The organism is Prochlorococcus sp. G4PB17, from assembly GCF_059772445.1.
This window is the reverse complement of record NZ_CM186288.1, coordinates 1,688,160-1,714,062: the sequence shown is the minus strand read 5'-3', so window position 1 is coordinate 1,714,062 and position 25,903 is coordinate 1,688,160. Positions and strand designations below refer to the sequence as shown.

The 25,903-nt window shown below is 35.8% G+C and carries 26 protein-coding genes and 1 tRNA gene; 16 read left to right on the top strand and 11 right to left on the bottom strand.

From position 1 onward, the window contains the following. The first annotated feature begins 47 nt into the window (after positions 1–47). Genes AC6EJB_RS09725 through AC6EJB_RS09715 form a run of 3 tightly spaced genes read left to right on the top strand, consistent with a single transcriptional unit; the run spans position 48 to position 1,688 of the window. The gene (locus tag AC6EJB_RS09725) at positions 48–410 is read left to right on the top strand and encodes an NAD(P)H-quinone oxidoreductase subunit 3 (RefSeq protein WP_158466018.1); all 363 of its coding nucleotides are present in this window, start codon (positions 48–50) and stop codon (positions 408–410) included. After that, positions 401–1,150: an NADH-quinone oxidoreductase subunit NuoB gene (nuoB, locus tag AC6EJB_RS09720; protein WP_498491252.1), complete on the top strand. Its 750-nt coding sequence runs from the start codon at positions 401–403 to the stop codon at positions 1,148–1,150. The genes AC6EJB_RS09725 and nuoB overlap by 10 nt, the downstream gene beginning before the upstream one ends. A gap of 16 nt (positions 1,151–1,166) precedes the next feature. Then, entirely contained in the window at positions 1,167–1,688 is a 522-nt protein-coding gene (locus AC6EJB_RS09715) for an NAD(P)H-quinone oxidoreductase subunit J (RefSeq protein WP_498491251.1), read from the top strand. Position 1,689: 1 nt separating this feature from the next. Here the strand turns inward: AC6EJB_RS09715 and AC6EJB_RS09710 are convergent, their stop codons facing one another. Beyond that, positions 1,690–3,087 (bottom strand): gluconeogenesis factor YvcK family protein, encoded by a 1,398-nt coding sequence (locus tag AC6EJB_RS09710; RefSeq protein ID WP_498491250.1) that lies wholly within the window; start codon positions 3,085–3,087, stop codon positions 1,690–1,692. 127 nt (positions 3,088–3,214) lie between these two features. On the opposite strand from AC6EJB_RS09710, the gene AC6EJB_RS09705 reads away from it, so the two are divergent. Together AC6EJB_RS09705 and AC6EJB_RS09700 are read left to right on the top strand one after the other, a co-directional pair. Next, positions 3,215–4,000 carry an ABC transporter ATP-binding protein gene (locus AC6EJB_RS09705; RefSeq protein ID WP_498491249.1) on the top strand — a complete coding sequence of 262 codons (786 nt, stop codon included), beginning with the start codon at positions 3,215–3,217 and terminating at the stop codon, positions 3,998–4,000. Positions 4,001–4,004: 4 nt separating this feature from the next. Beyond that, entirely contained in the window at positions 4,005–4,850 is an 846-nt protein-coding gene (locus AC6EJB_RS09700) for an MlaD family protein (protein WP_498491248.1), read from the top strand. A 12-nt stretch (positions 4,851–4,862) separates the two neighbouring features. Here the strand turns inward: AC6EJB_RS09700 and bchD are convergent, their stop codons facing one another. Continuing rightward, positions 4,863–7,016: a magnesium chelatase ATPase subunit D gene (gene bchD / locus AC6EJB_RS09695; protein ID WP_498491247.1), complete on the bottom strand. Its 2,154-nt coding sequence runs from the start codon at positions 7,014–7,016 to the stop codon at positions 4,863–4,865. Between the two features lie 47 nt (positions 7,017–7,063). On the opposite strand from bchD, the gene folK reads away from it, so the two are divergent. The 3 genes from folK to AC6EJB_RS09680 all read left to right on the top strand — a co-directional run bounded on the left by folK (position 7,064) and on the right by AC6EJB_RS09680 (position 9,752). Continuing rightward, positions 7,064–7,645 (top strand): 2-amino-4-hydroxy-6-hydroxymethyldihydropteridine diphosphokinase, encoded by a 582-nt coding sequence (gene folK / locus AC6EJB_RS09690; protein WP_498491246.1) that lies wholly within the window; start codon positions 7,064–7,066, stop codon positions 7,643–7,645. 68 nt (positions 7,646–7,713) lie between these two features. Continuing rightward, positions 7,714–8,274, top strand: coding sequence for an NUDIX hydrolase (locus tag AC6EJB_RS09685; protein ID WP_498493034.1), 561 nt, complete (start codon positions 7,714–7,716; stop codon positions 8,272–8,274). Further along, entirely contained in the window at positions 8,271–9,752 is a 1,482-nt protein-coding gene (locus AC6EJB_RS09680) for a cryptochrome/photolyase family protein (protein ID WP_498491245.1), read from the top strand. Before AC6EJB_RS09685 ends, AC6EJB_RS09680 begins: the two co-directional genes overlap by 4 nt. Position 9,753: 1 nt before the next feature. Here the strand turns inward: AC6EJB_RS09680 and AC6EJB_RS09675 are convergent, their stop codons facing one another. Together AC6EJB_RS09675 and AC6EJB_RS09670 are read right to left on the bottom strand one after the other, a co-directional pair. Then, positions 9,754–10,923: a DegT/DnrJ/EryC1/StrS family aminotransferase gene (locus AC6EJB_RS09675; RefSeq protein WP_498491243.1), complete on the bottom strand. Its 1,170-nt coding sequence runs from the start codon at positions 10,921–10,923 to the stop codon at positions 9,754–9,756. 51 nt (positions 10,924–10,974) lie between these two features. Continuing rightward, on the bottom strand, positions 10,975–11,595 hold the full coding sequence (locus tag AC6EJB_RS09670) for a thioredoxin family protein (RefSeq protein ID WP_498491241.1): 621 nt from the start codon (positions 11,593–11,595) through the stop codon (positions 10,975–10,977). 119 nt (positions 11,596–11,714) lie between these two features. On the opposite strand from AC6EJB_RS09670, the gene fabI reads away from it, so the two are divergent. From fabI to AC6EJB_RS09655, 3 genes are all read left to right on the top strand, one after another. Further along, positions 11,715–12,497 carry an enoyl-ACP reductase FabI gene (gene fabI / locus AC6EJB_RS09665; protein ID WP_498491239.1) on the top strand — a complete coding sequence of 261 codons (783 nt, stop codon included), beginning with the start codon at positions 11,715–11,717 and terminating at the stop codon, positions 12,495–12,497. A 30-nt stretch (positions 12,498–12,527) separates the two neighbouring features. Beyond that, positions 12,528–13,139, top strand: a complete 612-nt coding sequence (gene hisB / locus AC6EJB_RS09660) for an imidazoleglycerol-phosphate dehydratase HisB (protein ID WP_498491237.1) — start codon at positions 12,528–12,530, stop codon at positions 13,137–13,139. 90 nt (positions 13,140–13,229) lie between these two features. Further along, positions 13,230–14,723 (top strand): carotenoid oxygenase family protein, encoded by a 1,494-nt coding sequence (locus AC6EJB_RS09655; RefSeq protein ID WP_498491236.1) that lies wholly within the window; start codon positions 13,230–13,232, stop codon positions 14,721–14,723. A 28-nt stretch (positions 14,724–14,751) separates the two neighbouring features. Here AC6EJB_RS09655 and rdgB read toward each other — a convergent pair whose 3' ends face one another. Continuing rightward, entirely contained in the window at positions 14,752–15,342 is a 591-nt protein-coding gene (rdgB, locus tag AC6EJB_RS09650; RefSeq protein ID WP_498491235.1) for an RdgB/HAM1 family non-canonical purine NTP pyrophosphatase, read from the bottom strand. Further along, the gene (locus AC6EJB_RS09645) at positions 15,335–16,795 is read right to left on the bottom strand and encodes a phosphoglucomutase/phosphomannomutase family protein (RefSeq protein WP_498491234.1); all 1,461 of its coding nucleotides are present in this window, start codon (positions 16,793–16,795) and stop codon (positions 15,335–15,337) included. The genes rdgB and AC6EJB_RS09645 overlap by 8 nt, the downstream gene beginning before the upstream one ends. Before the next feature lie 53 nt (positions 16,796–16,848). Here AC6EJB_RS09645 and AC6EJB_RS09640 point away from each other — a divergent pair, with 53 nt between their 5' ends. Next, positions 16,849–18,339, top strand: a complete 1,491-nt coding sequence (locus tag AC6EJB_RS09640; RefSeq protein WP_498491233.1) for a TM0106 family RecB-like putative nuclease — start codon at positions 16,849–16,851, stop codon at positions 18,337–18,339. On the opposite strand, the gene ygfZ is transcribed toward AC6EJB_RS09640, so the two are convergent. Together ygfZ and pyrE are read right to left on the bottom strand one after the other, a co-directional pair. Then, a complete protein-coding gene (gene ygfZ / locus AC6EJB_RS09635) occupies positions 18,319–19,167 on the bottom strand; it encodes a CAF17-like 4Fe-4S cluster assembly/insertion protein YgfZ (protein ID WP_498491232.1) in 849 nt (282 codons plus the stop codon). The genes AC6EJB_RS09640 and ygfZ overlap by 21 nt on opposite strands. After that, positions 19,167–19,745 carry an orotate phosphoribosyltransferase gene (gene pyrE, locus AC6EJB_RS09630; RefSeq protein ID WP_498491231.1) on the bottom strand — a complete coding sequence of 193 codons (579 nt, stop codon included), beginning with the start codon at positions 19,743–19,745 and terminating at the stop codon, positions 19,167–19,169. The genes ygfZ and pyrE overlap by 1 nt, the downstream gene beginning before the upstream one ends. Before the next feature lie 110 nt (positions 19,746–19,855). On the opposite strand from pyrE, the gene AC6EJB_RS09625 reads away from it, so the two are divergent. The 3 genes from AC6EJB_RS09625 to AC6EJB_RS09615 all read left to right on the top strand — a co-directional run bounded on the left by AC6EJB_RS09625 (position 19,856) and on the right by AC6EJB_RS09615 (position 22,266). After that, positions 19,856–19,928 (top strand) — tRNA-Ile (locus AC6EJB_RS09625). A gap of 14 nt (positions 19,929–19,942) precedes the next feature. Then, positions 19,943–21,211 carry a hemolysin family protein gene (locus AC6EJB_RS09620; protein WP_498491230.1) on the top strand — a complete coding sequence of 423 codons (1,269 nt, stop codon included), beginning with the start codon at positions 19,943–19,945 and terminating at the stop codon, positions 21,209–21,211. A gap of 32 nt (positions 21,212–21,243) precedes the next feature. Continuing rightward, positions 21,244–22,266 (top strand): Gfo/Idh/MocA family oxidoreductase, encoded by a 1,023-nt coding sequence (locus tag AC6EJB_RS09615; protein WP_498491229.1) that lies wholly within the window; start codon positions 21,244–21,246, stop codon positions 22,264–22,266. Positions 22,267–22,392: 126 nt separating this feature from the next. Here the strand turns inward: AC6EJB_RS09615 and AC6EJB_RS09610 are convergent, their stop codons facing one another. Beyond that, positions 22,393–22,536 (bottom strand): photosystem II reaction center protein K, encoded by a 144-nt coding sequence (locus AC6EJB_RS09610; RefSeq protein WP_498491228.1) that lies wholly within the window; start codon positions 22,534–22,536, stop codon positions 22,393–22,395. A 34-nt stretch (positions 22,537–22,570) separates the two neighbouring features. Then, positions 22,571–23,692: a tRNA guanosine(34) transglycosylase Tgt gene (tgt, locus tag AC6EJB_RS09605; protein ID WP_498493032.1), complete on the bottom strand. Its 1,122-nt coding sequence runs from the start codon at positions 23,690–23,692 to the stop codon at positions 22,571–22,573. An 83-nt stretch (positions 23,693–23,775) separates the two neighbouring features. On the opposite strand from tgt, the gene AC6EJB_RS09600 reads away from it, so the two are divergent. Beyond that, complete coding sequence (locus AC6EJB_RS09600; protein WP_498493030.1) at positions 23,776–24,558, top strand: adenosylcobinamide-GDP ribazoletransferase; 783 nt, start codon at positions 23,776–23,778, stop codon at positions 24,556–24,558. Here AC6EJB_RS09600 and AC6EJB_RS09595 read toward each other — a convergent pair. Continuing rightward, positions 24,539–25,660, bottom strand: a complete 1,122-nt coding sequence (locus tag AC6EJB_RS09595; RefSeq protein ID WP_498491227.1) for a sensor histidine kinase — start codon at positions 25,658–25,660, stop codon at positions 24,539–24,541. The genes AC6EJB_RS09600 and AC6EJB_RS09595 overlap by 20 nt on opposite strands. Between the last annotated feature and the right edge of the window lie 243 nt (positions 25,661–25,903).

Here is a 25,903-nt window from a genome sequence, read left to right as displayed (position 1 = left end):
ATCTAGAAAATGACTGTCAGACTGATATTGAAATCAGTAATTCATTCATGTTTTCCCTTCAGGGCTATGAGTATTTTTTAGGATTTCTTCTTATTTCAGGAGCTGTTCCTATCCTTGCTCTTACAACAAACAAGCTCATAGCTCCAAAAAGCAAAGCAGGAGAAAGACAACTCACATATGAATCTGGAATGGAGCCTATTGGAGGGGCATGGATCCAATTTAATATTCGTTATTACATGTTTGCACTTGTTTTCGTTATCTTTGATGTAGAGACGGTGTTCCTTTACCCATGGGCGGTTGCATTTCACAGACTTGGATTATTAGCATTTATAGAAGCTCTTGTTTTTATCACAATACTTGTTGTGGCGTTAGCATATGCATGGAGAAAAGGTGCCCTTGAATGGAGTTGAATCCCTTGAAAAAATCTCCCTCCGCCGAAGCCGTAAGAAACCTTAGGGAGGCTTCTTGTGGGCCTGTTGGTGCTCCCTCTGTAACTAATGATTTAAGCGAAAATATAATTCTCACCAGCCTTGAAGATCTTCATAACTGGGCAAGATTAAGCAGTCTATGGCCTCTTTTATACGGAACTGCTTGTTGTTTTATTGAATTTGCGGCTCTGATTGGATCTCGATTTGATTTTGATAGATTTGGATTGGTACCAAGAAGTTCTCCCAGGCAAGCAGATTTACTCATAGTTGCTGGAACTGTAACCATGAAAATGGCACCTGCGCTGGTGAGGCTTTACGAGCAAATGCCTGATCCTAAATACGTAATTGCTATGGGAGCTTGTACTATCACTGGTGGCATGTTCAGCGCAGACTCTACGACAGCAGTTAGAGGTGTAGACAAATTAATACCAGTTGACCTATACCTCCCTGGGTGTCCCCCAAGACCTGAAGCAATATTTGATGCAGTGATTAAATTAAGAAAAAAAGTAGCGAACGAATCAATCTCAGAAAGATCAAAAATCACTCAAACGCATAGATACTTAACCATTCCACATAAGATGAAGAGAATCGAGTCAAAAGTTAATGGACAATATTTAAAGGCTAAAACACAAATGGTCGCTTTAAATCCATCCTTGTCAAATGAATTTGACCAATCAATAAAAGAAGTTCAAAAAATATCTGCAGAACTCTCAAATAATTAAATCTACTTAAAAAAACATGACAAATGAAACTGAAATCTTAGTAGAAGAAAAAATTACAGGTCCTATAAGCGAGTGGCTTTCTAAAAATGGATTTAAAAATATATCTCTTCCAGAAGATCATCTTGGTATTGAAGTAATCAAAGTCGATCCAAAAGATCTTTTATTTATAGTTGAGGCATTAAAAAATGATGGTTTTAATTATCTTCAATGCCAAGGCGGATACGATGAAGGGCCTGGACTAAATATTGTTTGTTTTTATAATTTAATAGAAATGGGTGAATTTAAAAAAGATATTTCTCCTCGCGAAGTTAGATTAAAAGTATTTCTAGATAGAGATGGGGATCTAACTGTTCCAAGTTTGTACAGTCTTTTTAGAGGTGCAGATTGGCAAGAAAGAGAAACTTTCGATATGTATGGCGTTAATTTTAAAGGTCATCCACATCCAAAAAGACTTTTGATGCCTGAAGATTGGAAAGGTTGGCCATTAAGAAAAGATTATATACAGCCTGATTTTTACGAAATGCAAGATGCTTACTGAGTTATTTACCTTTTTTATATCTTCTATAAAACCTCATTATTGCCAAAGCAAGACTCCTAGGATCATGCCTCAAAGTTGGAGTAGCTTTTGAGCCCTGAAGTGAAGCAAGATAAACCTTATAACCTCGGCTAAAAAGTTCAATTTTATTGCATTTGACTGGTTCAGCTCCTTTTGATTTGTAGTAGTCGACAAGTGGAGAAGGTTCTAATTCATCTTGAGCAAGAATTGAACTAAAAATTTTTCTCGTGATTCCTCTAGAAGCTAATTGAGCCTCAATAGCCCTTACATGTCCAGAGACATCAAGTCCATCAGTTTCTCCTGGCTGAGTCATCAAATTACATATGTACAATTTTGGAGCTTTGCTTCTCTCAATTGCTTCGACTATTTCAGGGACCAATAAGTTTGGAAGTATTGAAGTGTATAGGCTCCCAGGACCAATCAAAATAATTTCAGCATTTTTTATGGCCTCAAGAGCTCTTGGCAAAGCTGGAGGCGTAGGTGGATAGCAACCGATTCTAATGATTGGGAATCTGGCTTTACCAATAGCTGATTCTCCATCTATTCTCTCACCATTTTCAAGTTCCGCCCATAACCTGACGTCTACATTAGTTGCAGGAACAACTTGTCCCTGAACAGCAAGAACTCTACTCGACGCCGTAATTGCTGTCTCTAAGCTTCCAGTAATTGCAGTTAAGGCCGAGAGAAAAAGATTTCCAAAACTATGGCCCTCAAGTCCGCTGCCTGAAGAAAAGCGATACTGAAATAGACCTTTAATTAGTGGTTCTTCAGTTGCTAAAGCTGCTAGACAATTTCTAATATCTCCTGGAGGCTGAACACCAAGTTCTCTCCTAAGGACTCCACTACTTCCGCCATCATCTGCAACAGTTACTATCGCTGTAATTCGACTGCTATATCTTTTTAAACCTTTTAATAATGAAGATAAACCTGTTCCTCCTCCAATGGCAACAATATTTGGACCTCTATTTAATTTTTGTTTAGCTCTTAATGCATCAACTAAAAAAGTATCTTTTTTTGTACCTAATGCCTGTCTAATAGATTCAAAACTTCTCCCTTGACCCCAAATCAATAAGCATATTCCAATTAAAAAGACGATTGGTCCAGAAATATTTCTAGGTAAAAAAGTAGTTATAAATCCTAAAAACCAAAAAAGTATTTCTACAACCCAGTAAATCGGGCGAAGATCCGCCCAAATTGAGACCCCTATCAAAGCAATTAACAAACCCAATCCAGATGTCATCATCCATCTTTTTACTACTAGTCCTGGCAAAAGCCATCTAATAGCTCTTCTAAAGCGTGAGTAAAGTTGAAAAGATAAACTCGCGAAAAAGCGTTTACGCAAGTTAGATCTTTTTAATTTTCTTTTTCTTCTTTTTTTCAATGGATTTAAGCTAGAGAAAATTTCTAAAAATAGACCTAAACAATTAATTCATATAAACTCAAATTAAACTTCCAAATCCATAAATCTCATACAAAATAAGATAGGTAAACAAACATTAGGAGAGAGAGTGTCAAAAAACACTCAAGTTATGCTCATAAAAGATCTCAGCATAGAACTGGGATCAAATAAAGTTCTCAATGAAGTTAATCTTTCCATGCGTACTGGAGAGAGACTTGCAATTGTGGGTCCATCGGGCTCAGGCAAATCAACAATACTTCGCTTACTTGCAGGTTTACTATTACCTTCTAGTGGAAGCCTTCAAATATCAGGTATAGAGCAACATTATTTAAGGCTTGATCAAAACGAACCTCCCGACGTGAGATTGGTTTTTCAAAACCCCGCCTTATTAGCATCTTTAACTGTCAAAGAAAATGTTGGATTTTTACTTGAAAAACAAAATGTATATTCTGAAGAGATGATTCACAAGCAAGTTATTGACTGTTTACAGCAAGTTGGTTTATTCGATGTTGCAGAAAAATTTCCAAATCAACTTAGTGGGGGGATGCAAAAAAGAGTAAGTTTTGCTCGTGCCTTAATTAGTAACTCCAGAGCAAAGAAAGGCTCTGTTCCACTTCTTCTTTACGACGAACCAACAGCTGGATTAGATCCAATAGCTTGCACCCGAATTGAAGATTTAATTATTAAAACAACTGAAGTAGCCAAAGGCTGTTCAATAGTGGTAAGTCACGTTTCAAGTACTATTGAAAGAACAGCTAATAGAGTTATTTTGCTTTATGATGGTAAGTTTCAATGGGATGGATCTGTAGATGAATTCAAACAAACTGAGAATTCGTATGTAAAACAATTTCGCACAGGTAATCTTCAAGGACCAATGCAACCAGAGGACTTATAAATCTATGCGGAGAAGCGTTCGTGATGCATTTGTTGGATTTTCACTATTAGGTGGATTAATCATCTTTTCCGGAGCCATGCTTTGGTTAAGAGATTTTCGTTTAGCTTCTAAAACCTGGGAAATTTCTGCAAATTTCAAAGATGCAAGTGGCCTTGCCAAGCTCTCTCCAGTTACTTATAGAGGAATAATTGTAGGGTCTATTCAAAAGATAAATTTCACAAGAAATTCTGTAGAGACGAAAATAAAATTAAATAACAATAATCTAATTTTACCAAAACCGGTAATTGCAAAAATAGTTACAAGTTCTGTGCTTGGAGGAGATGCTCAATTATCATTAATCTCATTGGGAAAATCATTAAATAGAAACGAAAAATATACGGTAAAGAAAGATTGTCCTAATAAAAGAATCTTATGTAATGGAGAGAAAATTAAAGGCGTAGAAATGATAAGCATATCAACCTTAACAGAAGGTTTAGATGAAATTATTGATCAAGCTGATAAACAAGCAATAGTCAATCAAGTATCGGAATCAATTAAACAATTTGATAGAACTCAAGCTAATCTTGATGAACTTGTTTTGTTATCAAAATCAGAACTAATAAGAGCAAAACCTATTATTTCTGAACTTACAAAAGCTGCTTTTCATTTAAAAAATATTCTTGCAAGCTTAGATAATCCAAAGACCTTAAAGGATCTTCAGGAACTTGCCTCAACATCTAGTTCTTTAACAAAAAAAATTGATCAAATGAGTTCAGAAGTTGGAAACATTATGGAAGATAAAGAACTGGTTGATGCCCTTAAAAGGGTGACAATAGGCTTGAGTAAATTCTTTGATGAAATATATCCCTAAGAAACCGAAGTTTCAGCTGACACTATTTATTGCTTCCATAGCAATTGATGCAATTGCCTGATCACTCGCCTTAGGTAATTGAACATATTTCCCTCCAGAAGCTTCAGCTAAATCTTTACCCATACCACTTGCAATAAACTTCCGTTCTGTATCAATAACCAGCAATTTAATACCAAGTGAGCGATAGCGCGATGCAACATCAAGAACTTCTTGTTTCAAATCAGGAGGTTGTTCTCCCTCTAGAACGGGTTGACCTAATGAAGTGCTTAATGGAACATTCCCTCTCCCATCAGTAATTGCCACAACAACCACCTGTCCTAGATCTCCTGTTGCTAAAGCATTTGCGCCAACTCTTGCAGCTTGAGTCAAACCATGAGCAAGTGGAGATCCACCCCCACATGGCATTGCCTCAAGTCTTCTTTTGGCAGCAGTAATAGATCTTGTTGGAGGAAGTAAAACTTCTGCTTGATCTCCACGGAAAGGGATAAGAGAAACTTCATCTCTATTTTCATAAGCTTCGGTTAGCAAACGAATAACAGCTCCCTTTGCACTTTGCATTCTATTGAGAGCCATTGAACCACTTGCATCAACTAAAAAAATCACTAGAGCACCTGCTTTACGCTGCAATAATTTTGCACGCAAATCTCCTTCTTCAACTATAACTTTCCTATTGGGTTCTCTCTCTCTTCTAGCTTTTTGATAAGGAGCCGCAGCTCTTAAAGTCGCATCTACTGCAATCCTTTTAACAGGGCCTCTAGGAAGAATTGGTTTTACGTATCTTCCTCGGTTATCACTTAAAACAGCTGATCGACTTCCGCTATTTCCACTCTTTGATTTAGTGGATGAAAACAGCAACAAATCTGGATCAACAGCACATGCTTCTGGATCAAGCATAAACTCCTCCGGGATTGGAGGTGATGATTCTTCATCTTGCTCCTCTTCTTGATCTTCTTCTTGTTCTTCTTCTTGTTCATTATTGTCTTCAGAGTCTTCAGGCGGCGGTGGCGGTGGCTGCTGATCTTCTGGGGCTGGGGGTTCCATTTCTTCTTCTGAAGGCATTTGCATAGCCCTTGGAGCAATTACAAGTCTTACTGCAGCCTTTAAATCTTCTGCGTCCACTGAATCTCTACCACATAAAGCAGCATGAGCCTTTGCAACTCTTACTGCATAGAGCTCTGACCTGTGTCCCTCTACACCTCCCCGAATGGCTTCTGTAACTAAGTATTGGATTTGATCCGCACTGATTTGAACATCTGGGAGCCATTGCCTCGCCAAAAGTAATTGCGTTGATAGGGATTCTGTATCTTCAGACCATTTTTTAGCAAAAGCTTCACTAGATTGACCATGTGCAATGGCAGACTGCGTTATTTCAACTCTTTGTTCATTTGTAATTAATTGATCTGCAGACAGCACAATTGCAAATCTATCCAGAAGATGGTCCCTCAATGCCCCCTCTTCAGGGTTGTAAGTGGCAATCAAAAGAGGACGACATGGGTGACTTAGGCTTAATCCTTCTCGTTCGACTCTATTTTCACCTGCACCAACTGAAGCTAAAAGGAGATTAACAATGCCATCATCTAGCAAATTCAATTCGTCTATGTACAAAACTCCTCTATGTGCTTCAGCCAATAACCCTGGCTGAAATACTGAAGTTCCACTTGATAATGAAGCAGCAACATCTACAGCCCCAACAAGTCTATCCTCGGTTACTCCTAAGGGAACCTGAATAAAAGGAGCAGGAATAACTTTTTTAGGGATATTTTCTAAGTCATTAGTATTTTCCAGGCTTCCTATATTTTTTGTAAATAGCTTTTTAGTCAAATCATCCCACTCCCCTGAAAAAGAAGGATCTAAATTTCTACCTGCTGGATAAATAAATGAATCATCATCATGATTATTATTAGCTAATTTTTCTAAATCAATTATTTCAATAGGAGGTAGAAGCGCATGTAACCCTCTAGCTAAAACAGATTTACCAGTACCACGACCACCAGCAATTATCACTCCTCCCAAGCCTGGATCAACTGCAGCGAGCATTAAAGCAAGCTTTAAAGTTCCATGGCCTGTAATTGCAGCCAACGGGAAAGAACGATTAGCTCTATCCATGACAGCAGTGTCTTTTGAAGCAGAAGACATCTTGTTGTTATTCAATCCACTGGAAACCATAGGGTTGGATAAATCAAGCAAATTTTTAAAAGTCTTTTAATATTCGCATGACTTATGCAAAACAAAAAACAGAATTGAAACTCGTCATCTCAATAGGCGCAAATATCCCTGGCATTCTTGGAGATCCCATAAGAACAATCGCTGTCATGAGGCCGCAAATAGAACAAAGCATAATTGAGTGGAATGTTGCTTTAAATTGCCGAAAAATCGATTCCCAAAATATTGATAAGTCTTTATCTTTTCAATGGGCACCTCTATTTGAGACTGCTCCTTTAGGGGGTCCAGTTGATCAACCAAACTTTATTAATACCGTACTTATGGTTGAGGGAGAGGATTTTGCCTCAGTAACCCCAAACAAAAAAGCAGCTATCTGTTTGATGGAAAAATTTTTAGAATTAGAAAGAATTGCAGGTAGGGACAGAAAAAAAGCAGGAATTTCTTGGGGGCCAAGATCTTTAGATATTGACTTCATTTCTTGGGGGGAACTGCACATAAATTCAGAAACTCTTATTTTGCCTCATCCAAGATTAAGTGAAAGAAACTTTGTTTTAATTCCCCTTGCAGAGATTTTATCAAAGTCTCAAGGGAAACCAAAACGTATCAATTCTCAAAACATTTGGCCTGAATAAAACTCATAACAAAAATCACCTACCTTTTCTAAAAAAATCAGTCATCCTATATGAATATAAAAAAATGTATGTCTATTCCAGGACCTGAACCCTCAGAAATTATTGAGACAAAAGCTTGTCTTGATGCAAAAAAAATTCGTTTTGAAATTAATAAATTTCTTTTACCCAATTCAATGGAGGGTGAATTTGGGGTCATTCGGCATCCAGGAGCTGCATTAGCAGTACCAATAACAGATTCCGGAGAAGTTGTTATTCTTCGTCAATACAGATTTGCTTGCTCGAGAAGAATTCTTGAATTTCCAGCAGGAACATTAGAAGCAGGAGAAAGCCCACTGGAATCGATCAAAAGAGAAGTCCAAGAAGAAAGTGGTTACTCAGCCCAAAGATGGGACAATCTTGGAGAAATGCTTCCTTGCCCAGGATATTCAGACGAAACAATTCATCTTTTTCTTGCAAGAGGTTTAACTAAACTTAATCAGAAGCCTGAGGGCGATGCAGATGAAGATATTGAAGTATTAAAAATTTCTCCCGAAAAGTTAAACGACATTATTGCAAGTGGAGAAGAATACCTTGATGGAAAAACCATTACTGCATGGTTCAGAGCATGCCAAATCTTGAATAAAAAATGACACAGTTTCGATCAATATTTTGGCATAGAAGAGATTTAAGAATTGAAGATAATATAGGTCTATTTCATGCATCTAATAATTCAAAAGAGCTCATAGGAGTTTATATTTTAGATCCCAATCTTTTAGATATCAATAGAACTACATCTGAAGCAAAAAATTGGTTTTTGGGCGAAAGTCTTTTAGAACTCCAAAAGAATTGGGAAAAGAGAGGAAGTCGTTTATTAATATTGAATGGAGATCCTATTAAATTAATTTCTAAATTAGCGGACTTAATTAAAGCTGAATGTATTTACTGGAACGAAAATATTGAGCCCTATGAAATCAATAGAGACAAACTAATTACAAAACTACTTTTAAAGGAGAAAAGAAAAGTATATACATTTTTAGATCAATTACTTGTTAATCCAGTTAATATCAAAACAAACAACGATGAACCTTACAAAGTGTATGGACCTTTTTATCGTAAATGGATTAATATAATCAATAAGACTAACATAGCAAATAATAATTCAATCCAAATCTTAAGAACACCTGAAAATTTTCGAGGTCTAAATAAGAGAGAATTATCATTAATTAAAAACTCAGATTTAAACTATTGCATTACAAAAGAAAGTAAATATATTTGTGATTTACTTTCTTCAAATAGATTTAAGGGTACTAATCTTTGTCCTTGCAAACCAGGAGAGTCTGAATCAATAAAGCAATTAAACTTTTTCATAAATTCAAAAGTGATAAATTCATATAATCAAGCAAGAGATATTCCATCTTTAGAATCAACCTCTAATCTTAGTGCTGCTTTAAGTTTAGGGACAATAAGTTGCAGGGCAGTATGGAATGGGGCTCAAAAATCAAAAAACATGGCGACTGACGAATATCAAATAAATTCTATTGATACATGGATAAAGGAACTTTCTTGGAGGGAGTTTTATCAAAATGCCCTCATTAATTTCCCAGAGCTTGAGAAAGGTCCATATAGGAAAAAATGGTTAAATTTTCCATGGCAAAATAAACCTGCTTGGCTGGATGCTTGGGAGAATGGATTGACCGGTATCCCAATAGTCGATGCTGCAATGAGACAACTTAAAGATTCTGGATGGATGCATAATCGATGTAGAATGATTGTTGCTTCTTTTCTAGTAAAAGACCTTTTAATTGATTGGCGATTGGGTGAACTTTTCTTCATGAAAAGCTTAGTTGATGGTGACTTAGCATCAAACAATGGAGGTTGGCAATGGAGTGCTAGCAGTGGAATGGATCCAAAACCTATGAGAATATTTAATCCTTTTAGACAAGCTTCTAAATTCGACGAAGATGGTAATTATATCCGGAAATGGATTCCGGAGTTATCACACATATCAACGTCTAATTTACTTTCAGGTGAAATAATTTTAGCAGAGAGGAATGGCTATCCGAAACCCATAATAAACCATAAAAATCAAACATCAATATTCAAAGAATTATATTCAAATATTAAATAGATTATATTTTAAATATTTCCTTTATTTTATCAATTACATATGATTGCTCAATAGATTTTAACTCGGGGAAGATAGGTAGGCTAATAACCTGACTGCATACTTTCTCAGTAATAGGAAGAGACCCTTCTTTATACCCTAATATTTTATATGCAGGTTGAAGATGTATTGGTATTGGGTAATAAATTATTGTATTTACTCCATGCCCTTGAAGTTCGGATTTAAATAGATCTCTACTTAGACTATCAGGAACATCCTCTGAAGAGAATTTTAAATTTTTAACAAAAGAATTGTCCGTTATCCTTATTGCAAATTGATTCCAAGAATGACTAGAATTATCAATAAAACTATTAGATGGTAATTTAATTGACTCGATAGTCGATAACTCATTTATATAATTAAATGCTATTGATTTTCTTTGCTCGATCCATTTATTTAATCGAGATAACTTAACATTTAAGATTGCAGCTTGTAATGAATCAAGTCTACTATTATATCCAATATTTGTATGAAAATATCTCTTTGGCATCCCATGAATAGCTAATTCCCTAATTGTTTTTGCCAAATCAAAATCATTAGTAGTTATAGCTCCTCCATCTCCTGCTGCACCTAAGTTTTTAGTAGGGAAAAAACTAAAACAACCTACATCCCCATAGCTTCCTACGGGTTTACCTCGCCAATGTGCACCAGCCGCTTGCGCACAATCCTCTACAACCTTTAGATTATTTCTTTCAGCAATTGCCATTATTTTATCCATATCTAGTGGATGACCAAATAAATGAACAGGCAAAATAGCTTTTGCTCTGGGAGTTATTGCTTTTTCTACTAAATCCAGATCCATAAGATAATTTTCAGGATCAATATCCACAAAAACCGGCCTAGCTCCAACACTTGTAATTGCTTCTGCAGTAGCAAAAAAACTAAATGATGAGGTGATCACCTCATCACCTTGTCCAATATTGAGTGATCTTAAAGCAAGAATTAATGCGTCAGTTCCACTATTACAACTAACTGAGTAAGAAGTTTCTGTAGCTAAGGCAAAAGCTTTTTCGAAGGAAGTTACCTCTTCTCCTCCAATATATTTTCCACTTCTAAAAACCTTTATTAAAGCTTCTTCAATCTCTTCTCCAATTTCAGAAATTTGAGATTCAAGGCTAAAAGGAGGTATTTGCATAACTATTTAAATTAAGTGCAACGATGAAGGATCAAAAAGATGATCATTAATTCATCCAAACCACTCAGGCTCCATACCAGGATGCCATTTGATGTTGCAACCAATAGAAGGTTTTTGATTAGCTGAAATATCTTCTCCCTTGAATAATGATCTGAGTGCTTGACGAATATCATCACCAGAAACAGGTATTTCATTGCCAGGACGACTTTCGTCCAATTGTCCCCTGTATCTCAATATTGAGCCTCCATCTGGAGACGGCCAGAAAATATAAAAATCAGGGGTACATGCGGCTTTAAGCGCCTTTGCTAATTTTTGATCAGAATCAAATAAATATGGGAACTTCCATCCCAGTTGATTGGCCTGAGCGGCTAGGAATTCTGGCGCGTCTTGAGGGTGAGTTTTCAAGCTATTGCTAGAAATAGCCAAAAATTGAACGTCATCACCAAAAGAATTGAATAAATTTGTGATTCCACTTTCTACATGCTTAACAAATGGACAATGAGCGCATATGACCATCAAAAACAATGGTCTTTTTGTTAATTCAAAATTACTGATATAACTAAGACCTTTTAAAGAATCATCCGGAGCGAGGTTCACGCCTGAAACCACAGCCAGCTCAAAAGCAGGTAATTGAGTTCCTAATGGAAGCATTGTTGAGGCTGTTCGAACCATGATTCTTATACTTTTTGGGGTAAGTGGATTACAGAACTTTTAACTATATATTCATTTAACTATGAGTCTTAGCCCTAAATAAGGGACAATTAGTAATACTAACCAAATGAGTCCGAAAGATGCTTCTCGATCTTAGTGGCAAAAAAATCCTTGTTACAGGAATAGCAAACAACAGATCAATTGCCTGGGGAATTGCACAACAGTTAAAAGCAGCTGGAGCTGAACTGGGAATTACATACTTGCCCGATGAAAAAGGTAGATTTGAAGCAAAAGTAAAAGAACTTACTTCTCCTTTAAATCCAAGCCTGTTCTTACCACTTAATGTTCAAAACTCTTCTCAAATTGAAGAAGTTTTTGAAGCCATTAAAAATCAATGGGGACAGCTTGATGGATTAGTTCACTGTTTAGCCTTTGCTGGGAAAGAAGAGTTGGTAGGTAATTACAGTGCAACTTCTTCAGAGGGATTTTCAAGAGCCCTAGAAATTAGTGCTTACTCACTCGCCCCATTATGCAAATATGCAAAACCTCTTTTCAGTAAAGGTGCAGGCGTAGTGACATTGACTTATTTAGGAGCAGAAAGAGCGATTCCTAACTACAACGTAATGGGAGTTGCTAAAGCAGCTTTAGAGGCATCCGTTAGATATCTTTCGGAAGAACTTGGTCCTGAAAATCAGGTTCGAGTGAATGCTATTAGTGCTGGGCCAATAAGAACTCTCGCTAGTTCAGCTATTGGAGGAATTCTTGACATGATTCATAACGTCGAAGCAAAAGCTCCCCTAAGGAGAACCGTGACTCAAATCGAAGTGGGTAATACAGCTGCTTTCTTGCTTAGCGATCTTTCGAGTGGTATATCAGGACAAACTGTTTATGTGGATGCAGGTTATTGCATAAATGGAATGTAATTTCAAGCAAACTCAAATTTCCAATTAAATATGAAAAAAACCAGAGAAGGAGAGATTAGCCGGAAAACTAAGGAAACTGACGTTTTTGTGAAAATTGATCTTGATGGTTCTGGTAAATGCAGTGCAAATACCGGGATTGGCTTTCTAGACCATATGATCCAACAATTATCTAGTCATGGATTATTTGATATTGAAGTAAGAGCTAATGGAGATACTCACATTGACGATCATCACACCAATGAAGATATTGGGATTGCTATTGGACAAGCTTTGTCAAAAGCATTAGGTGATCGAGTTGGAATAAAGCGCTTTGGTCATTTTTCAGCTCCGCTTGATGAAGCTCTTATTCAGGTTGTGGTTGATTGTTCAGGTAGGCCACATTTAAGTTTTAATTTAGATATTCCTTCTCAAAAAGTGGGCACTTATGATACCGAGTTGGTTAAAGAATTTTTTGGTGCTGTTGTGGGTAATGGTGGGTTAACTCTCCACATCAGACAATTGGCGGGTAATAACACTCACCACATAATTGAGGCTACTTTCAAATCTTTTGCAAGAGCTCTTAGGATGGCTACTGAAATTGACCCTAGAAGATCAAGTCAAATACCAAGCAGTAAAGGAGTTCTTGAACAGGCTGGTCAATAAAAACTTCATATTTAAATAAATCATTTTGACCTTGAGCTCGCAAAAGTAAGAAGTTTAAGCGAAAATCAAGTTCCAATCTAAGAAAAAATAGTGTCAGTTAGTTATTTAAAAAAAGAAACGTCACCACAGCAAAAAATCTTTAATAAAGAAGATTGGTCAAGTGCATATTGCAATGTTGAAAAAGAATTAGATCATGTTCAACTCAAACTGGTAAAAGGATCTATTCCTAAAAAAATTTCTGGGACCTTGTATCGAAACGGACCAGGCAGATTAGAAAGAGGTGGGAAATGGGTCCATCATCCATTTGATGGAGATGGAATGATTGCTGCCTTCAAATTTGAAAATGGGAAAATAAACCTAACAAATCGTTTTGTTCGCACAAAGGAATGGGCAGAAGAAGAAAAATCCCAAAAATTTTTATATAGAGGTGTATTTGGAACTCAAAAAGAAGGAGGGGTATTAGCCAATGCTTTTGATGTAAGGCTAAAAAATATTGCCAATACTCACGTAATAAAACTTGGAGATGATCTACTAGCTTTATGGGAAGCATCCAGTCCATATTCACTTAATCCAAATACCCTTGAAACCAATGGTTTATCTGATTTAAAAGGAGTTTTAAAAAAAGGTGAGGCATTTAGTGCTCATCCAAGATTTGACCCTGGCCATCACAAAAGTCAAAGAATGGTCACTTTTGGAGTGTCTACTGGTCCTAAAAGCACAATTAGATTGATGGAATTTTCCACAGAGGGAGAAAATATAGGTTCTCTTTTAAGTGATAGAAAAGATTCTTTTAATGGATTTGCGTTCTTGCATGATTTTGCCATAACACCAAACTGGGCAATCTTTCTGCAAAATGCTATTAGTTTTAATCCTCTCCCATTCCTCCTTGGACAAAAAGGAGCCGCACAATGCTTAGCGTCCAAACCCGATGGGACTCCAAAATTTTTATTAATTCCAAGGGACGCTGGCAAATTTGCTGGTCAACCTCCAAAGTCAGTTAATGCTCCCAAAGGTTTTGTGTTTCATCATTTAAATGCATGGGAAGAAAATGAAAAAATCAATATTGAAAGTATTTTTTATGATGATTTTCCTAGCATTGGACCCGAGGATAATTTTAGAGAAATTGATTTTGATGTTTTACCAGAAGGAATTTTGAAAAGAAGTGAAATCAATCCAATAGAAAATACATTTACTTGTTCAACCATAAGCAATCAATGTTGTGAATTTGCAATGGTCAATCCTCATTTCGAAGGATTAAAGGCCCGCTTCAGTTGGATGGCAACTGCAGAAGAAAAAGAAGGAAATGGGCCACTACAGGCTATAAAAAAAATTGATTTTTCCAACAATAAAGAGATCAGCTGGAGCGCTGCTCCAAGAGGTTTTGTAAGTGAGCCAATATTTATTCCATCCCAAGAAACAAAATCTGAAGAAGACGATGGATGGTTAGTTGTATTGGTTTGGAATGGTATTAGATCGGGAACTGATTTAATAATCCTTGATTCTAAAGATCTGAGTGAAACAGCAATTCTCGAAGTTCCTATTTCAATTCCCCATGGATTGCACGGAAGCTGGGTTGAAAATTAAAACTAAAAGTTTTTCAAGAAATCAAAAACTACTTTTTTATTGAAACCAATAGTTTTTTCAATTCTGGTATGAGCAATTTGAATGCATTCCCCCTGTGACCAATATGCTTCTTTTTTTCGTGATTCATTTCCGCATAAGTCTCACCTAATCCAGAAACTTCAAAAATCGGATCATAACCAAACCCATTTTCCCCTTTCGGGGAAAAAGTTATTAGACCTTCGCAAAAGCCTGAAACTTCTACCAACACTTTTGCCCCACTAGCTATACATAATGCACATTCAAATTTAGCTTTTCTATTTGGAAAAGGTTTTAGCTCTGCTAATAGTTTTTCAATTCTTTCCTTATCTGAATTTGCATACCTAGAAGAATAAATACCTGGTGCCCCTCCAAGAGCCTCAACACTTAACCCAGAGTCGTCAGCAAGAGACAAATTACCTGTTGTTTGGCTGACAGCAATGGCCTTGATTCTTGCATTTTCCATAAATGTATTTCCTGTTTCCTCAATCTCAAATCCAAAAGGTTGAGTCAATAAATCAAATGGAAAATCATCCAAAAGTTTTTTAAATTCTCCTATTTTACCTTGATTGCCACTAGCAATTACTAGAGGGAGATTATCCAAAACTAATATCTATAAGTTGCTTTGCATAATACAAAGTTGAAGTAACTTCTGCACTTGATGGAGCTTCGCAATAAATTCTTAAAAGAGGCTCTGTTCCAGAAAAGCGGAACATAAGCCAATGACTTTTATCAAGTACAAGTTTGATTCCATCAGTTGAAATAACCTCTAAAACAGATTTATGACCAATTGAAGAAGGAGTTTTCTTTTTCAAAAAATTCTCCAAATTCCTTTTCATCTCCATATCTTTGAGAGTTAAATCAATACGATCAAAATGACTCTTACCAAAACGACCATGAAGAGAATCTATTTTCTCACCTAAACATTTACCATCAGCAACTATTGACTCCATCAAAAGCAAAGCGGTAAACAAAGCATCGCGTTCTGGCAAGTGATGTCCAAATCCAACTCCGCCTGACTCCTCTCCTCCTATGAGAACTTCTCTTGAAAGCATTTCCTCAGCAATATATTTAAAGCCAACGGGCTTTTCGAGCACTTCTCTACCCAAATCCTCCGCAACCAATCGCATCAAGTCCGATCCGCTTACAGTTTTAACAACACAACCTTCCATATTTCTAACTCTTGCTAAATGATCTATAAGGACAGGCATTAATAACTGTGTATTGCAAAATCTACCTTTTTCATCAATAGCCGCAATTCGATCTCCATCTCCATCAAAAACCAAGCCCATGGACAACTGATCTGCTTTGAATGAAGCCTGAACTTCTTCTATTAATTGAGATAGGTAAGCCCTCATAGGTTCTGGTGGGTTCCCGCCAAAACATGGGTCTCTTTTAGTTCTTATTTCATGAATAAAGTCATCACTATCAACGCCAAATAATTCAGACATGCAGCCCGCAGCAGATCCATGCATTGGATCGACAAATATTTTCACTCCTAATTTTCTCAAACCATTAGAAATGAAAGGCATATCAAATTTTTGACTAATGCCTAAAAGATGTTGTTTTCTAAAATCAATTCTCTCTGTTACATCTTCAATTGGAATTGATATTCCTCCAGCATCCAATCTTTTTTGAACGGAATCGGTGAAAGAATTATCAACTGAGCCTCCAAAAGGACCTTTGATTTTCAAGCCCAACCATTCACAAGGGTTATGACTTGCTGTGATTACTAGTCCACCAAGTGCCTTTTCTGCAACTATTCCCCAGCTACAAGAGGGAGTTGGTAGAGCAGAAGATGCCAACAAAGGTACTAAACCTACTCCTCTAACTGCAGAGGCAACTGCCTCAGCCATCTCCTCTGCAAGAAAACGACGGTCAAAACCAATAATTATTTTATTATTTTTTTTCTCCTTCACATATGCAAGCTCTTGGGCTGCAGCAGCAGCAACTTTAAGCAATCTTTCCAATGTGAAATCAACTCCTAATATCCCTCTCCATCCATCTGTGCCGAAAGAAATTTTCTCCTTAGTAAGATTCAATTTTTTCTTTTTCATCTTTTATGTTGGAGAAACTTTGTGCTTAAAGAAATGCAGATTATTCTGAGAGTATGAAATGTAATAAATCCAAGACAATTAATGATCACCTTTTAAGGAGTTGGATTCGATGCAGAAGAAAAGCTTGGCTTGAAATCTATGGTGATAAACAAAAAAAATTGTGGACAGCTCACAGCACACTTCAATTAAATCATCAAATCGACTGCTTTCATAATCTCGCACAAAAAAGTTATGGGATAGGAATTCAAGCTTGTGAAGAGGGGAAAAATATCGTTTATGGAATCAGACTTAAATTTCCTTTAATAAAACATAGACTTATCAAAGGTAATTTACCTATTTTAAAAAAGACATCTGGAGAAAGTATTTGGGGTAGTTTTTCTTACCAACCTGTATTAGCCAGGCAAGGTAAAAAAATTACAAGAGAGCACAGATTAATACTTTCTATGACAGGTTTATTAATAAATAATTTACAAAAGTATCAGGTCCAAAAAGGTTTAATACTCCATAAAGAAAATGAAATCATAAAAGTCGAAAAGATAAGATTAACCGATAATATGAATACAGAATTAATAGAATCATTATTAAATCTAGAGAAAGATATTGAGTCCAAAACTCCTCCACCAATCACTTCTAATAGAAAAAAATGCACTATATGTTCTTGGAGAAAAGATTGTGATAGTGTCGCTAATAAAAAAGGATACCTAAGTGAAGTCAGTGGAATAGGAGCAAAAAGAGAACTTTTATTAAACAAAATTGGTATAAAAAATATAGAAGATTTAGCAAAAATCAAGCATTATAAACTGAAGGAAAAGCTTGATAATTTTGGCACACAGCATGGTGATATTTCCAAACAACTAATTTTACAAGCGCAATCCCAATCAAGAAATAAGGCAATCAAGCTAAACCCAGAAAAAAATCTAAATAACCTAAAAGAAGCAAAAGGTTTATTGATTTACGATATTGAATCTGACCCAGATATTAAACATGATTTTTTACATGGTTTCATTCGAATACCAAACAATATTTATAAAGAGATAAATTTAAAAAAAATTAAATATTCACCATTACTTAATCTTGAAAAGGATACAGAAAATTCACTATGGAAAAGAATAAAGAGAAAGTTAAATCATCACAAAGATCTTCCAATACTCCATTACGGTGAAACAGAGCACATATCTTTACTAAAACTAGGATTACAGCAAGGGGCTAGTCCTCATGAACTTGATGCATTAAAAAAAAGATTTATTGATATACATCTATTAATTAGAGAATACTGGTGCCTTCCTGTAAAGAATTATGGACTTAAATCAATCGCAGAATTCATAGGATTTGAATGGGAGCAATCAAATACTGATGGAGCTAGAGCTCTTTTATGGTGGAGACAATGGAAGGAATCACGTAAATTAAATAACATTTACTCTAAAAATTTAAGTTCAATCTTTAGATATAATCGTGATGATTGTATTGCTACTTTAATGATCGCAAAGTGGTTAATAGATCAAGAGGAAAAATATCTTAATAGACTAGAAAGTCTGAAGAAATGAAATTGGCTTTTTCATAGTTATAGATTCGTCTTTTTCAGAAAAGCAAATATCCTTATTAATAAAATTATTTTTGATTAAGGCAAGTCCACAAAGAAAATTATCTTTAGTTTTAATTGAAGATGTAATAACGCCTACTTTTTTTTTCAATTCGTTATCTTGAATAGTATTCAAAAATTTCTTACCAATTTTGAAATTTTCAGCTTCACCATAAGCCTCCCAATAACGAAGTTGATATTTTAAAGATTTAGACCTAACAAATCTTGCAATCGCTTCTTGACCTAAATAACAACCTTTATCTAGCTTTATTGTATCTCCTAAACCTAATTCATAGGGATTTGTTTCTCCATTTATCTCTCTATCAAAACTAGGTATACCTTGTCTTATTTTCCATATTTCCAACTCTTCTTTGGTTACTTTAGTATACTCACGAAATTCATTTTGAACTAAATTACTATTACATATCCAAATAGGATTTGACTTTTTCCAAGATTGGTAGTTATTTATTTCTTGTATTCTTCTTATTGGTTCTATAACTTCTAACTTTACTTTATCAGCTGGAAATATTACTGACTCAAATCCATCAATTATAGAATTAATTTCACCACAAATTATAGCTATTTCAGCCATATTATTTGAAATTCGAATTTCCAATAAAGCTTTTAAACTTCCTTTAGTTGATAACCAACAGCTCAAGAAGACTTCCTCTAGTTGTTGCTGAGCAAAAATATCTGCAGTCGTTTGACCATGTAAAAAAGCAGCAGTCCCACCCCCTTTTAGAAGCAATGAAGGGAATGTTTCATCCCAAATCAATGATTTAGTTTCTGTCATTACAAGCTTTTAGCTCTTTCAACAATCTCTTGTAAAAAGAAAAGACTATTCAAATCTAAATCAGCTTTAGACATTGCATCTCTTCCTCCTTCTTCTCTGTCGACTATCGCTAATACTTGGTTAACTAAATAACCTTGATTTCTAAGTTTTTCAACAGCTTTTAAAGAAGAGCCACCAGTAGTCACAACATCCTCTAGAACCGTAATCACAGATCCCCTCGGAGGCAAAGGTCCTTCTAACCATGCTCCAGTTCCGTGACCTTTAGCCTCTTTCCTTACTATTAAACCGCTTAAATCAATATCTGATTGAGCTGCCAACATTACAACACCACTAACGAGAGGGTCAGCGCCCAAAGTTAAACCAGCTACGCCGCTATCATTATCATTTATTTGTCTCAGGAATAAGGAACTTATCGACAATAGGCCTCGACCTGAGAGAGAAACAGGTTTGCAATTGACATAATGAGAACTTTTTTTCCCGGAAGCCAAAGTAAAATCGCCAAACCTATAAGCTTTTTGAGCTAATAAAGTTAAAAGATTTTCTTTTAATCCATCTAAAGAAGAATTCAATGGGTTCATATCTTTATATGCAAGTTTAATTATTAAACATCTTGGTGGGATTAGATATATATTTACTTTAGGCAAACTAATTAACTATTATCAAAAAAAGTTTTATTTTTGCTTTTTTTGGGGGTGTAGCAATCTGGTGAATGCAGCGAACTCATAATTCGCCTTAGGCGAGTTCGATCCTCGCCACCCCCATAGAAAAATTATTAATGAGTTTATTACTTCTTTTTATATTGCTTGTAATACCAGCATTTTTTAATGCAGGTCAATTTGCCATTTTGCGACTTCGTTCAACTAAGGTTCAAAGGTTGGTTGAAGATGGACTACCAGGATCCAATTCAATAATTAGGCTGCAGAAAAGGCTTAGAAGAACCCTTTTAATAGCCGAGTTAGGAATAACTATTTCATTAATTTCAATTGGTTGGATCTGCAAAAATTTTGCATTTCAAAGGTGGGGGGATAGTAGTCCAATTAACTATTTCTTAGATCTAGGACTTTTTATTAGTGTTGTACTTTTAGCAACTCTGATATCTGGTCTACTTCCAAAAGCACTTGTTCTTAATCAGCCAGAGACTTCTGCCCTTAAATTATCGCCTCTAATTGAAGCAGCAATAAAATGGATGTCACCATTTCTTTCTTTACTAGAAAGACTTGCTTTATTAATTCTTAGATCTTTCGGACTCAATACTCAATCAGAAAGTCTTACAACAGCTGCATTCTCTGCAGGAGAACTAGAAAAATTAATTGAAACTGGTGGAGTCACAGGATTAAAACCTGATGAAAGAAACATACTTGAAGGCGTTTTTGCACTTCGAGACACACAAGTCAGAGAAGTAATGGTTCCAAGGTCAGGGATGGTTACCCTTCCAAGAGAGGTTTCCTTCACACAAATGATGGAGGAAGTTCACAAAACTCGTCATGCAAGATACTTAGTAATTGATGATTCGCTTGATAATGTTCTTGGGGTTTTGGATTTAAGGCAACTTGCTGATCCAATAGCTAAAGGGAAAATGCAAGCAAACACATCTTTAGAGCCGTATATAGATCCTGTTATTCGTGTGTTAGAAACTTCTACTTTAGCCGAATTATTACCGCTTATAAAGAATGGGAACCCACTACTTTTAGTTGTTGATGAATACGGGGGAACTGAAGGATTAATAACATCAGCAGACTTAACAGGTGAAATTGTTGGTGATGAGATTCAATTTGATAATAAAGAATGTGAGCTAAGAACTATTGATGACTTAAAAAAAATCTGGATTACTTCTGGTGATATAGAAGTAATAGAACTAAATAGAGAACTTAAACTAGAACTTCCAGAAGCTGATGATCATTACACTCTTGCTGGATTTGTTTTAGAAAAGCTCCAAGAAATCCCTAATACAGGAGAAACGTTGGTTCATAATGAAATCATATTTGAAATCATCTCCATGGAAGGTCCAAGAATAAATAAAGTAAAAATAACCCTACCTAAATAATTTATAAAAATTCATTTACGAATAATAAAAATATGAAAACCATCTCCAAAATTAACAAAAATATTATTCCCGTAAAAGTTGGCGTAATAGGAATTGGAAATATGGGGTGGCACCACGCAAGAGTTCTAAGTCTTCTAAAAGATGCTGAACTAGTAGGAGTTGCAGATTTAGACGAAGAGCGAGGGAAATTAGCGATGGAGCAATTTAATTGTAATTGGTATAGAAATTACAAGGATTTATTACATCAAGTAGAAGCTGTTTGTATTGCTGTGCCTACATTATTTCACCAAGAAGTAGGACTAGAATGTCTAAACTCCGGAATACATGTGTTAATTGAAAAACCCATAGCAGCAAATAAAGAAGAAGCTTCATCTTTGATTAATGCCTCAAACAATTCGAAAAAGTTATTACAAGTTGGCCATATAGAAAGATTTAACCCTGCTTTTAGAGAATTAACAAAAGTAGTTGCTAATGAAGAAGTTGTAGTTCTTGAAGCCAGAAGGCATAGCCCTCATCCCGAGAGAGCTAATGATGTTTCAGTCGTATTGGACTTAATGATTCACGATATTGATTTAGTTATTGAACTTGCAAATTCAAAAGTGATAAGACTTGCTGCAGTTGGAGGATGCAGTGGAGATGGACCTATGGATTACGTTAATGCGACACTGGGTTTTCAAAACGGGGTTGTAGCAAGTCTGACTGCAAGCAAAATGAGTCACAAAAAGATCAGAAGCTTGAGCGCTCATTGCAAACAAAGTCTTATAGAAACAGATTTCCTAAATCACAATATTCACATCCATCGGAAAGCTCATGAATGGTATTCAGCTGATCACGGCGAGCTACTTTATAGAAACGATGGTTTTATTGAAGAAGTAAGTACAACATCAATTGAGCCGCTATATGCAGAACTGGAGCATTTTCTACAATGCGTTAGAGGTAAGGAGAAACCGGCTGTTGGAGGTCATCAAGCGTCTAGAGCACTACATCTTGCTGATTTAATTGAGAAAGCTGTATCAATGCCAAGCGAAGACATTTTGCTTAAAAAAGGTATTTAAATAAGACTTATCAATTATTTAAAAAATTTTTGCCCGATGTTTTAATTCGGGCAAAAGTTTTATTTTGTTAAGAACTTCTCTTAGATTACTTAATTTGTAAAAGAACCAGAAGAAAAAACTTCGCTTTTAACGAAAGCCAACTGCCGCTTGCCAAACAAAAACAAGCAGAAAGAAGAAAAGAGGTATAAGCGGAAGAACATCCACTGTTGGTGCAAAAGCCTGGTAAGCAGCAGGAAGTTCAGCAAGTAAGTCGAGATTAATCAGTGCCATCCCTAAGAAATAATGGACGTATTAAGCACGCACGCTACCACGTATGACGCGCTTTAGAGTCACTCTGCCACGGAGCGAAATCCTCTGAAAAACAACCGTCCAGGATTGCTTGCCTCATAGCGCCTGTAAAACGGATCAAATGGGTAAGATTATGCAAGCTCAAAAGTGTGAGACCTAGCAACTCTTTGTTGCGAATTAAATGATGAATATATGCCCTTGTATATCCACCAGTACAAGCCTCACAAGGGCAAGATGAATCCAGTGGCCTGTAATCGTCTTTAAAACGTGAATTTCTTAAATTCCATACCTGACCATCAACCAAAGCGCTTCCATGTCTTCCCAAGCGCGTAGGGATCACACAGTCGAAAAAATCTACACCATTTGCAACAGCTATAGCCATTTCTCTTAATGTTCCAATCCCCATAAGATACCTGGGTCGATCCTCAGGTAATAGCGGACAGGTTTCTCTTACAATTTTATGCATTTGCTCTATAGGCTCTCCAACACTTACTCCTCCTATAGCGATCCCTGGGAGATCAAATCCTGAAACGATTTTTGAACTTATTTCTCTCAAATGTGGGAAACAACCACCTTGGACTATTCCAAAGACTGCTTGATCTTTTTTATTGTGAGAATTAATACATCTCTCTAACCAAATATGAGTTCGTTTGCAAGCCTCTTCAACTTCTACTTCACTAGCTGGGTAAGGGGGGCATTGATCAAAAGCCATTGCAATATCTGAACCTAAAGCCATTTGAATTTCAATAGCTTTTTCAGGAGTAAGAAAAATTTGTTTACCATCTCTGGGGCTTTGAAACAAAACCCCTTCATCATCAATTTTGTTCAATTTTGCCAAACTAAATACTTGAAACCCCCCTGAGTCAGTAAGTATTGGCTTGCTCCAACTCATAAATTTATGTAATCCTCCAGCATCTTGAACAACCTTTTCTCCTGGTTGAAGATGGAGATGAAAAGTATTTGCAAGAATCATTTGAGCTCCTGTTTTCGCAAGTTGCTCTGATGAGACTCCCTTAACTGTTCCTAAAGTTCCTACTGGCATAAATCTAGGGGTATTTACAATTCCATTTGGCGTTTTAAAAGAACAAGCACGAGCTAATGTCGACTTACATCTGCTTTTTATTTGAAAATCAAACAATGGGTTTTTCAATTATTTCTAAAAACCTGAACTTAAATTAGTTATATAACTAATTTAGTAGGTAATAAACAGTTGAGGTTGTAATTCTGATTTTTAAAAACTGGCTGGGTGATCTTGCAGGCGCATGGGTGTTTTACACAATTTTGCCTCAGTTGCCATTAATTAAACCTCAATTTAGAAGGATTGCTAGGTTTGCTCCTTTAATAGGACTTATTATTGGATTTTTACAATCTCTTTCTTGGCTTTTATTAAGTCACTTCAATTGGCCAAATATTTCTATTGCCTTAATATCAGTTGCAATTAATATCTTAGTGACGGGTGGACTTCATTTTGACGGTTTAATGGATACTGCAGATGGAATTGGTGCAGGTCCATCAAAGAGAATTGAAGCAATGAAAGATAGCAGAGTGGGTGCAATAGGCGTACAAAGTTTAGTAATTATTATAATTATTCAAATAGCAACAATAAACAAATTAAGTTTTTATGCACCTCTTGTATTTCCTTTAGCGGCATTCTGGGGGAGAATTTCCCAAATTTTTGCTATTGGAAATTATCAATATATTTTCAAAGAAGGATCAAGTTCCATTCATCAAAAGCACTGGAACGGATTAATTAAAGAGATAATACCTTCATTCATAATTATTTGTTTAGGAATAATATTTTTTCTATTTTCAAATAGCGTAAATATATCAAGAAGTTTATTATTGGTATATTTTATTTTGTCAGGTTTAATAACTTCATTATTAATACCATATTTATTGAATAAATATTTAGAAGGACATAATGGTGATAGTTATGGAGCAAGTTTAGTAATAACAGAAACAATTTATTTGTTTCTATTAAGTATTATTTTGGTTGTAAATTAATTACAAAAGCATTTCCTGACGCAGGTAAAGAACTTTTAAATTGGCTTGGTTTAACCAATAACTTTAGATTGCCTCCTACCTGGATAGCTAAATCTCTAGCAAGGGCAAGGCCTATACCACTCCCAGACATTTCTGAACCACTTTCACCTCTGAAACCTTTTTCAAAAATCTTTTCTCTTTCTTCCTGCTTAATAGGAATACCTTCATCCCAAATACATATACCCTGTTCTGTTACCTCTATACCAATAGAAGACGGAAGGGGACTATAACGGAATGCATTTTCCAAAAGATTGGCGACTATTTCAGCAATAACTCCTTCTGAAATTGATCTTGATTCCATCCATGTTGGCCATTGAGAAGGACTAAACCATTTCCTCCCTTGCAGATTAGCTCTAGCTTTGGCTCTTTCAATCAAAGGTTCTAGTAAGCTTTTTACGCTGATAGCAGTCTCAGTTGGCAAAAGTGGAGGCAAGAGTAATCTATTTGAACCATCATCAGTTTGAGGTAATTTGACTTGGCTCAGTTGATCAAGGGCAGATAAATATTTATTCACTTGAGCTTGCTCATTCAAAAGTCCTTTTAAAAGATTTTCGTGTTCGCTTTCAGGCCCTATTTTCCTCAAAAGAAGTTTTGCATAAGTTCCAAGTGCTGCTAATGGATTTCTAAGTTGATGAACCATTAGAGATATCTGCTCTTTTTGATCATCAAGTTGATCTAACAATCTTTTCCTCTCAAGTTCAGATGCTAATGAGTTGGCTAGAGCAATTGAAAGAGTTTGCAAACGTTGATCAAGAATCTCAGGCCATTCTTCCTCAGAATTAATTCTTTCCGCACGAATAACACCTAATAATATTGAACCCTCTTGCAATGGATACCATCTCCTATTAGATGATGGGGTTCGAAGAGCCGTATCTGTTTCTACTGGCTGTAATACTTTTTCTGACTTGGGCCACTGACCTACAACTTCTAAAGTTGGAGATCCAGCGTCTCCTGATCTTGCTACATATACAACAACATGTTCAAGTTCTTGATCAGCGTTAAAGCTCATCAATTGCTGTTGAACAAAATTCAAAAAACGTTCTGAATACTGAGTAGAATTCATTTTGCAATCTTAGACAAGAGTAAAGGAGTATTCAAAAACTTGATAAATTTGAAAAAAGTATTAAGATGTGAATAAAGATCTTAGACAACTACTTAGGAGGTTATCTCAAATTTGATTCAAAAGTGAGCACTTTGAGTGACTTTGAGACTACGGCAGAGATTGATGGGTAACCTCTGTAGTCAACTTTTAATTATTTGAGAAATAGCTTCCAGAACAGTTTAAATTCTAATTTTCTTCAAAAAA

Excerpts from the sequence above, each read along its gene's own strand:
- bchD (WP_498491247.1), bottom strand. The coding sequence starts at position 7,016 with ATGGTTTCCAGTGGATTGAATAACAACAAGATGTCTTCTGCTTCAAAA.
- AC6EJB_RS09615 (WP_498491229.1), top strand. The coding sequence starts at position 21,244 with ATGAAAACCATCTCCAAAATTAACAAAAATATTATTCCCGTAAAAGTT.
- AC6EJB_RS09700 (WP_498491248.1), top strand. The coding sequence starts at position 4,005 with ATGCGGAGAAGCGTTCGTGATGCATTTGTTGGATTTTCACTATTAGGT.
- hisB (WP_498491237.1), top strand. The coding sequence starts at position 12,528 with ATGAAAAAAACCAGAGAAGGAGAGATTAGCCGGAAAACTAAGGAAACT.
- AC6EJB_RS09595 (WP_498491227.1), bottom strand. The coding sequence starts at position 25,660 with ATGAATTCTACTCAGTATTCAGAACGTTTTTTGAATTTTGTTCAACAG.
- AC6EJB_RS09685 (WP_498493034.1), top strand. The coding sequence starts at position 7,714 with ATGTCTATTCCAGGACCTGAACCCTCAGAAATTATTGAGACAAAAGCT.
- AC6EJB_RS09675 (WP_498491243.1), bottom strand. The coding sequence starts at position 10,923 with ATGCAAATACCTCCTTTTAGCCTTGAATCTCAAATTTCTGAAATTGGA.
- fabI (WP_498491239.1), top strand. The coding sequence starts at position 11,715 with ATGCTTCTCGATCTTAGTGGCAAAAAAATCCTTGTTACAGGAATAGCA.
- AC6EJB_RS09715 (WP_498491251.1), top strand. The coding sequence starts at position 1,167 with ATGACAAATGAAACTGAAATCTTAGTAGAAGAAAAAATTACAGGTCCT.
- AC6EJB_RS09670 (WP_498491241.1), bottom strand. The coding sequence starts at position 11,595 with ATGGTTCGAACAGCCTCAACAATGCTTCCATTAGGAACTCAATTACCT.
- pyrE (WP_498491231.1), bottom strand. The coding sequence starts at position 19,745 with ATGAACCCATTGAATTCTTCTTTAGATGGATTAAAAGAAAATCTTTTA.
- AC6EJB_RS09725 (WP_158466018.1), top strand. The coding sequence starts at position 48 with ATGTTTTCCCTTCAGGGCTATGAGTATTTTTTAGGATTTCTTCTTATT.
- AC6EJB_RS09680 (WP_498491245.1), top strand. The coding sequence starts at position 8,271 with ATGACACAGTTTCGATCAATATTTTGGCATAGAAGAGATTTAAGAATT.
- AC6EJB_RS09610 (WP_498491228.1), bottom strand. The coding sequence starts at position 22,536 with ATGGCACTGATTAATCTCGACTTACTTGCTGAACTTCCTGCTGCTTAC.
- AC6EJB_RS09645 (WP_498491234.1), bottom strand. The coding sequence starts at position 16,795 with ATGAAAAAGAAAAAATTGAATCTTACTAAGGAGAAAATTTCTTTCGGC.
- ygfZ (WP_498491232.1), bottom strand. The coding sequence starts at position 19,167 with ATGACAGAAACTAAATCATTGATTTGGGATGAAACATTCCCTTCATTG.
- AC6EJB_RS09620 (WP_498491230.1), top strand. The coding sequence starts at position 19,943 with ATGAGTTTATTACTTCTTTTTATATTGCTTGTAATACCAGCATTTTTT.
- folK (WP_498491246.1), top strand. The coding sequence starts at position 7,064 with ATGACTTATGCAAAACAAAAAACAGAATTGAAACTCGTCATCTCAATA.
- nuoB (WP_498491252.1), top strand. The coding sequence starts at position 401 with ATGGAGTTGAATCCCTTGAAAAAATCTCCCTCCGCCGAAGCCGTAAGA.
- AC6EJB_RS09640 (WP_498491233.1), top strand. The coding sequence starts at position 16,849 with ATGAAATGTAATAAATCCAAGACAATTAATGATCACCTTTTAAGGAGT.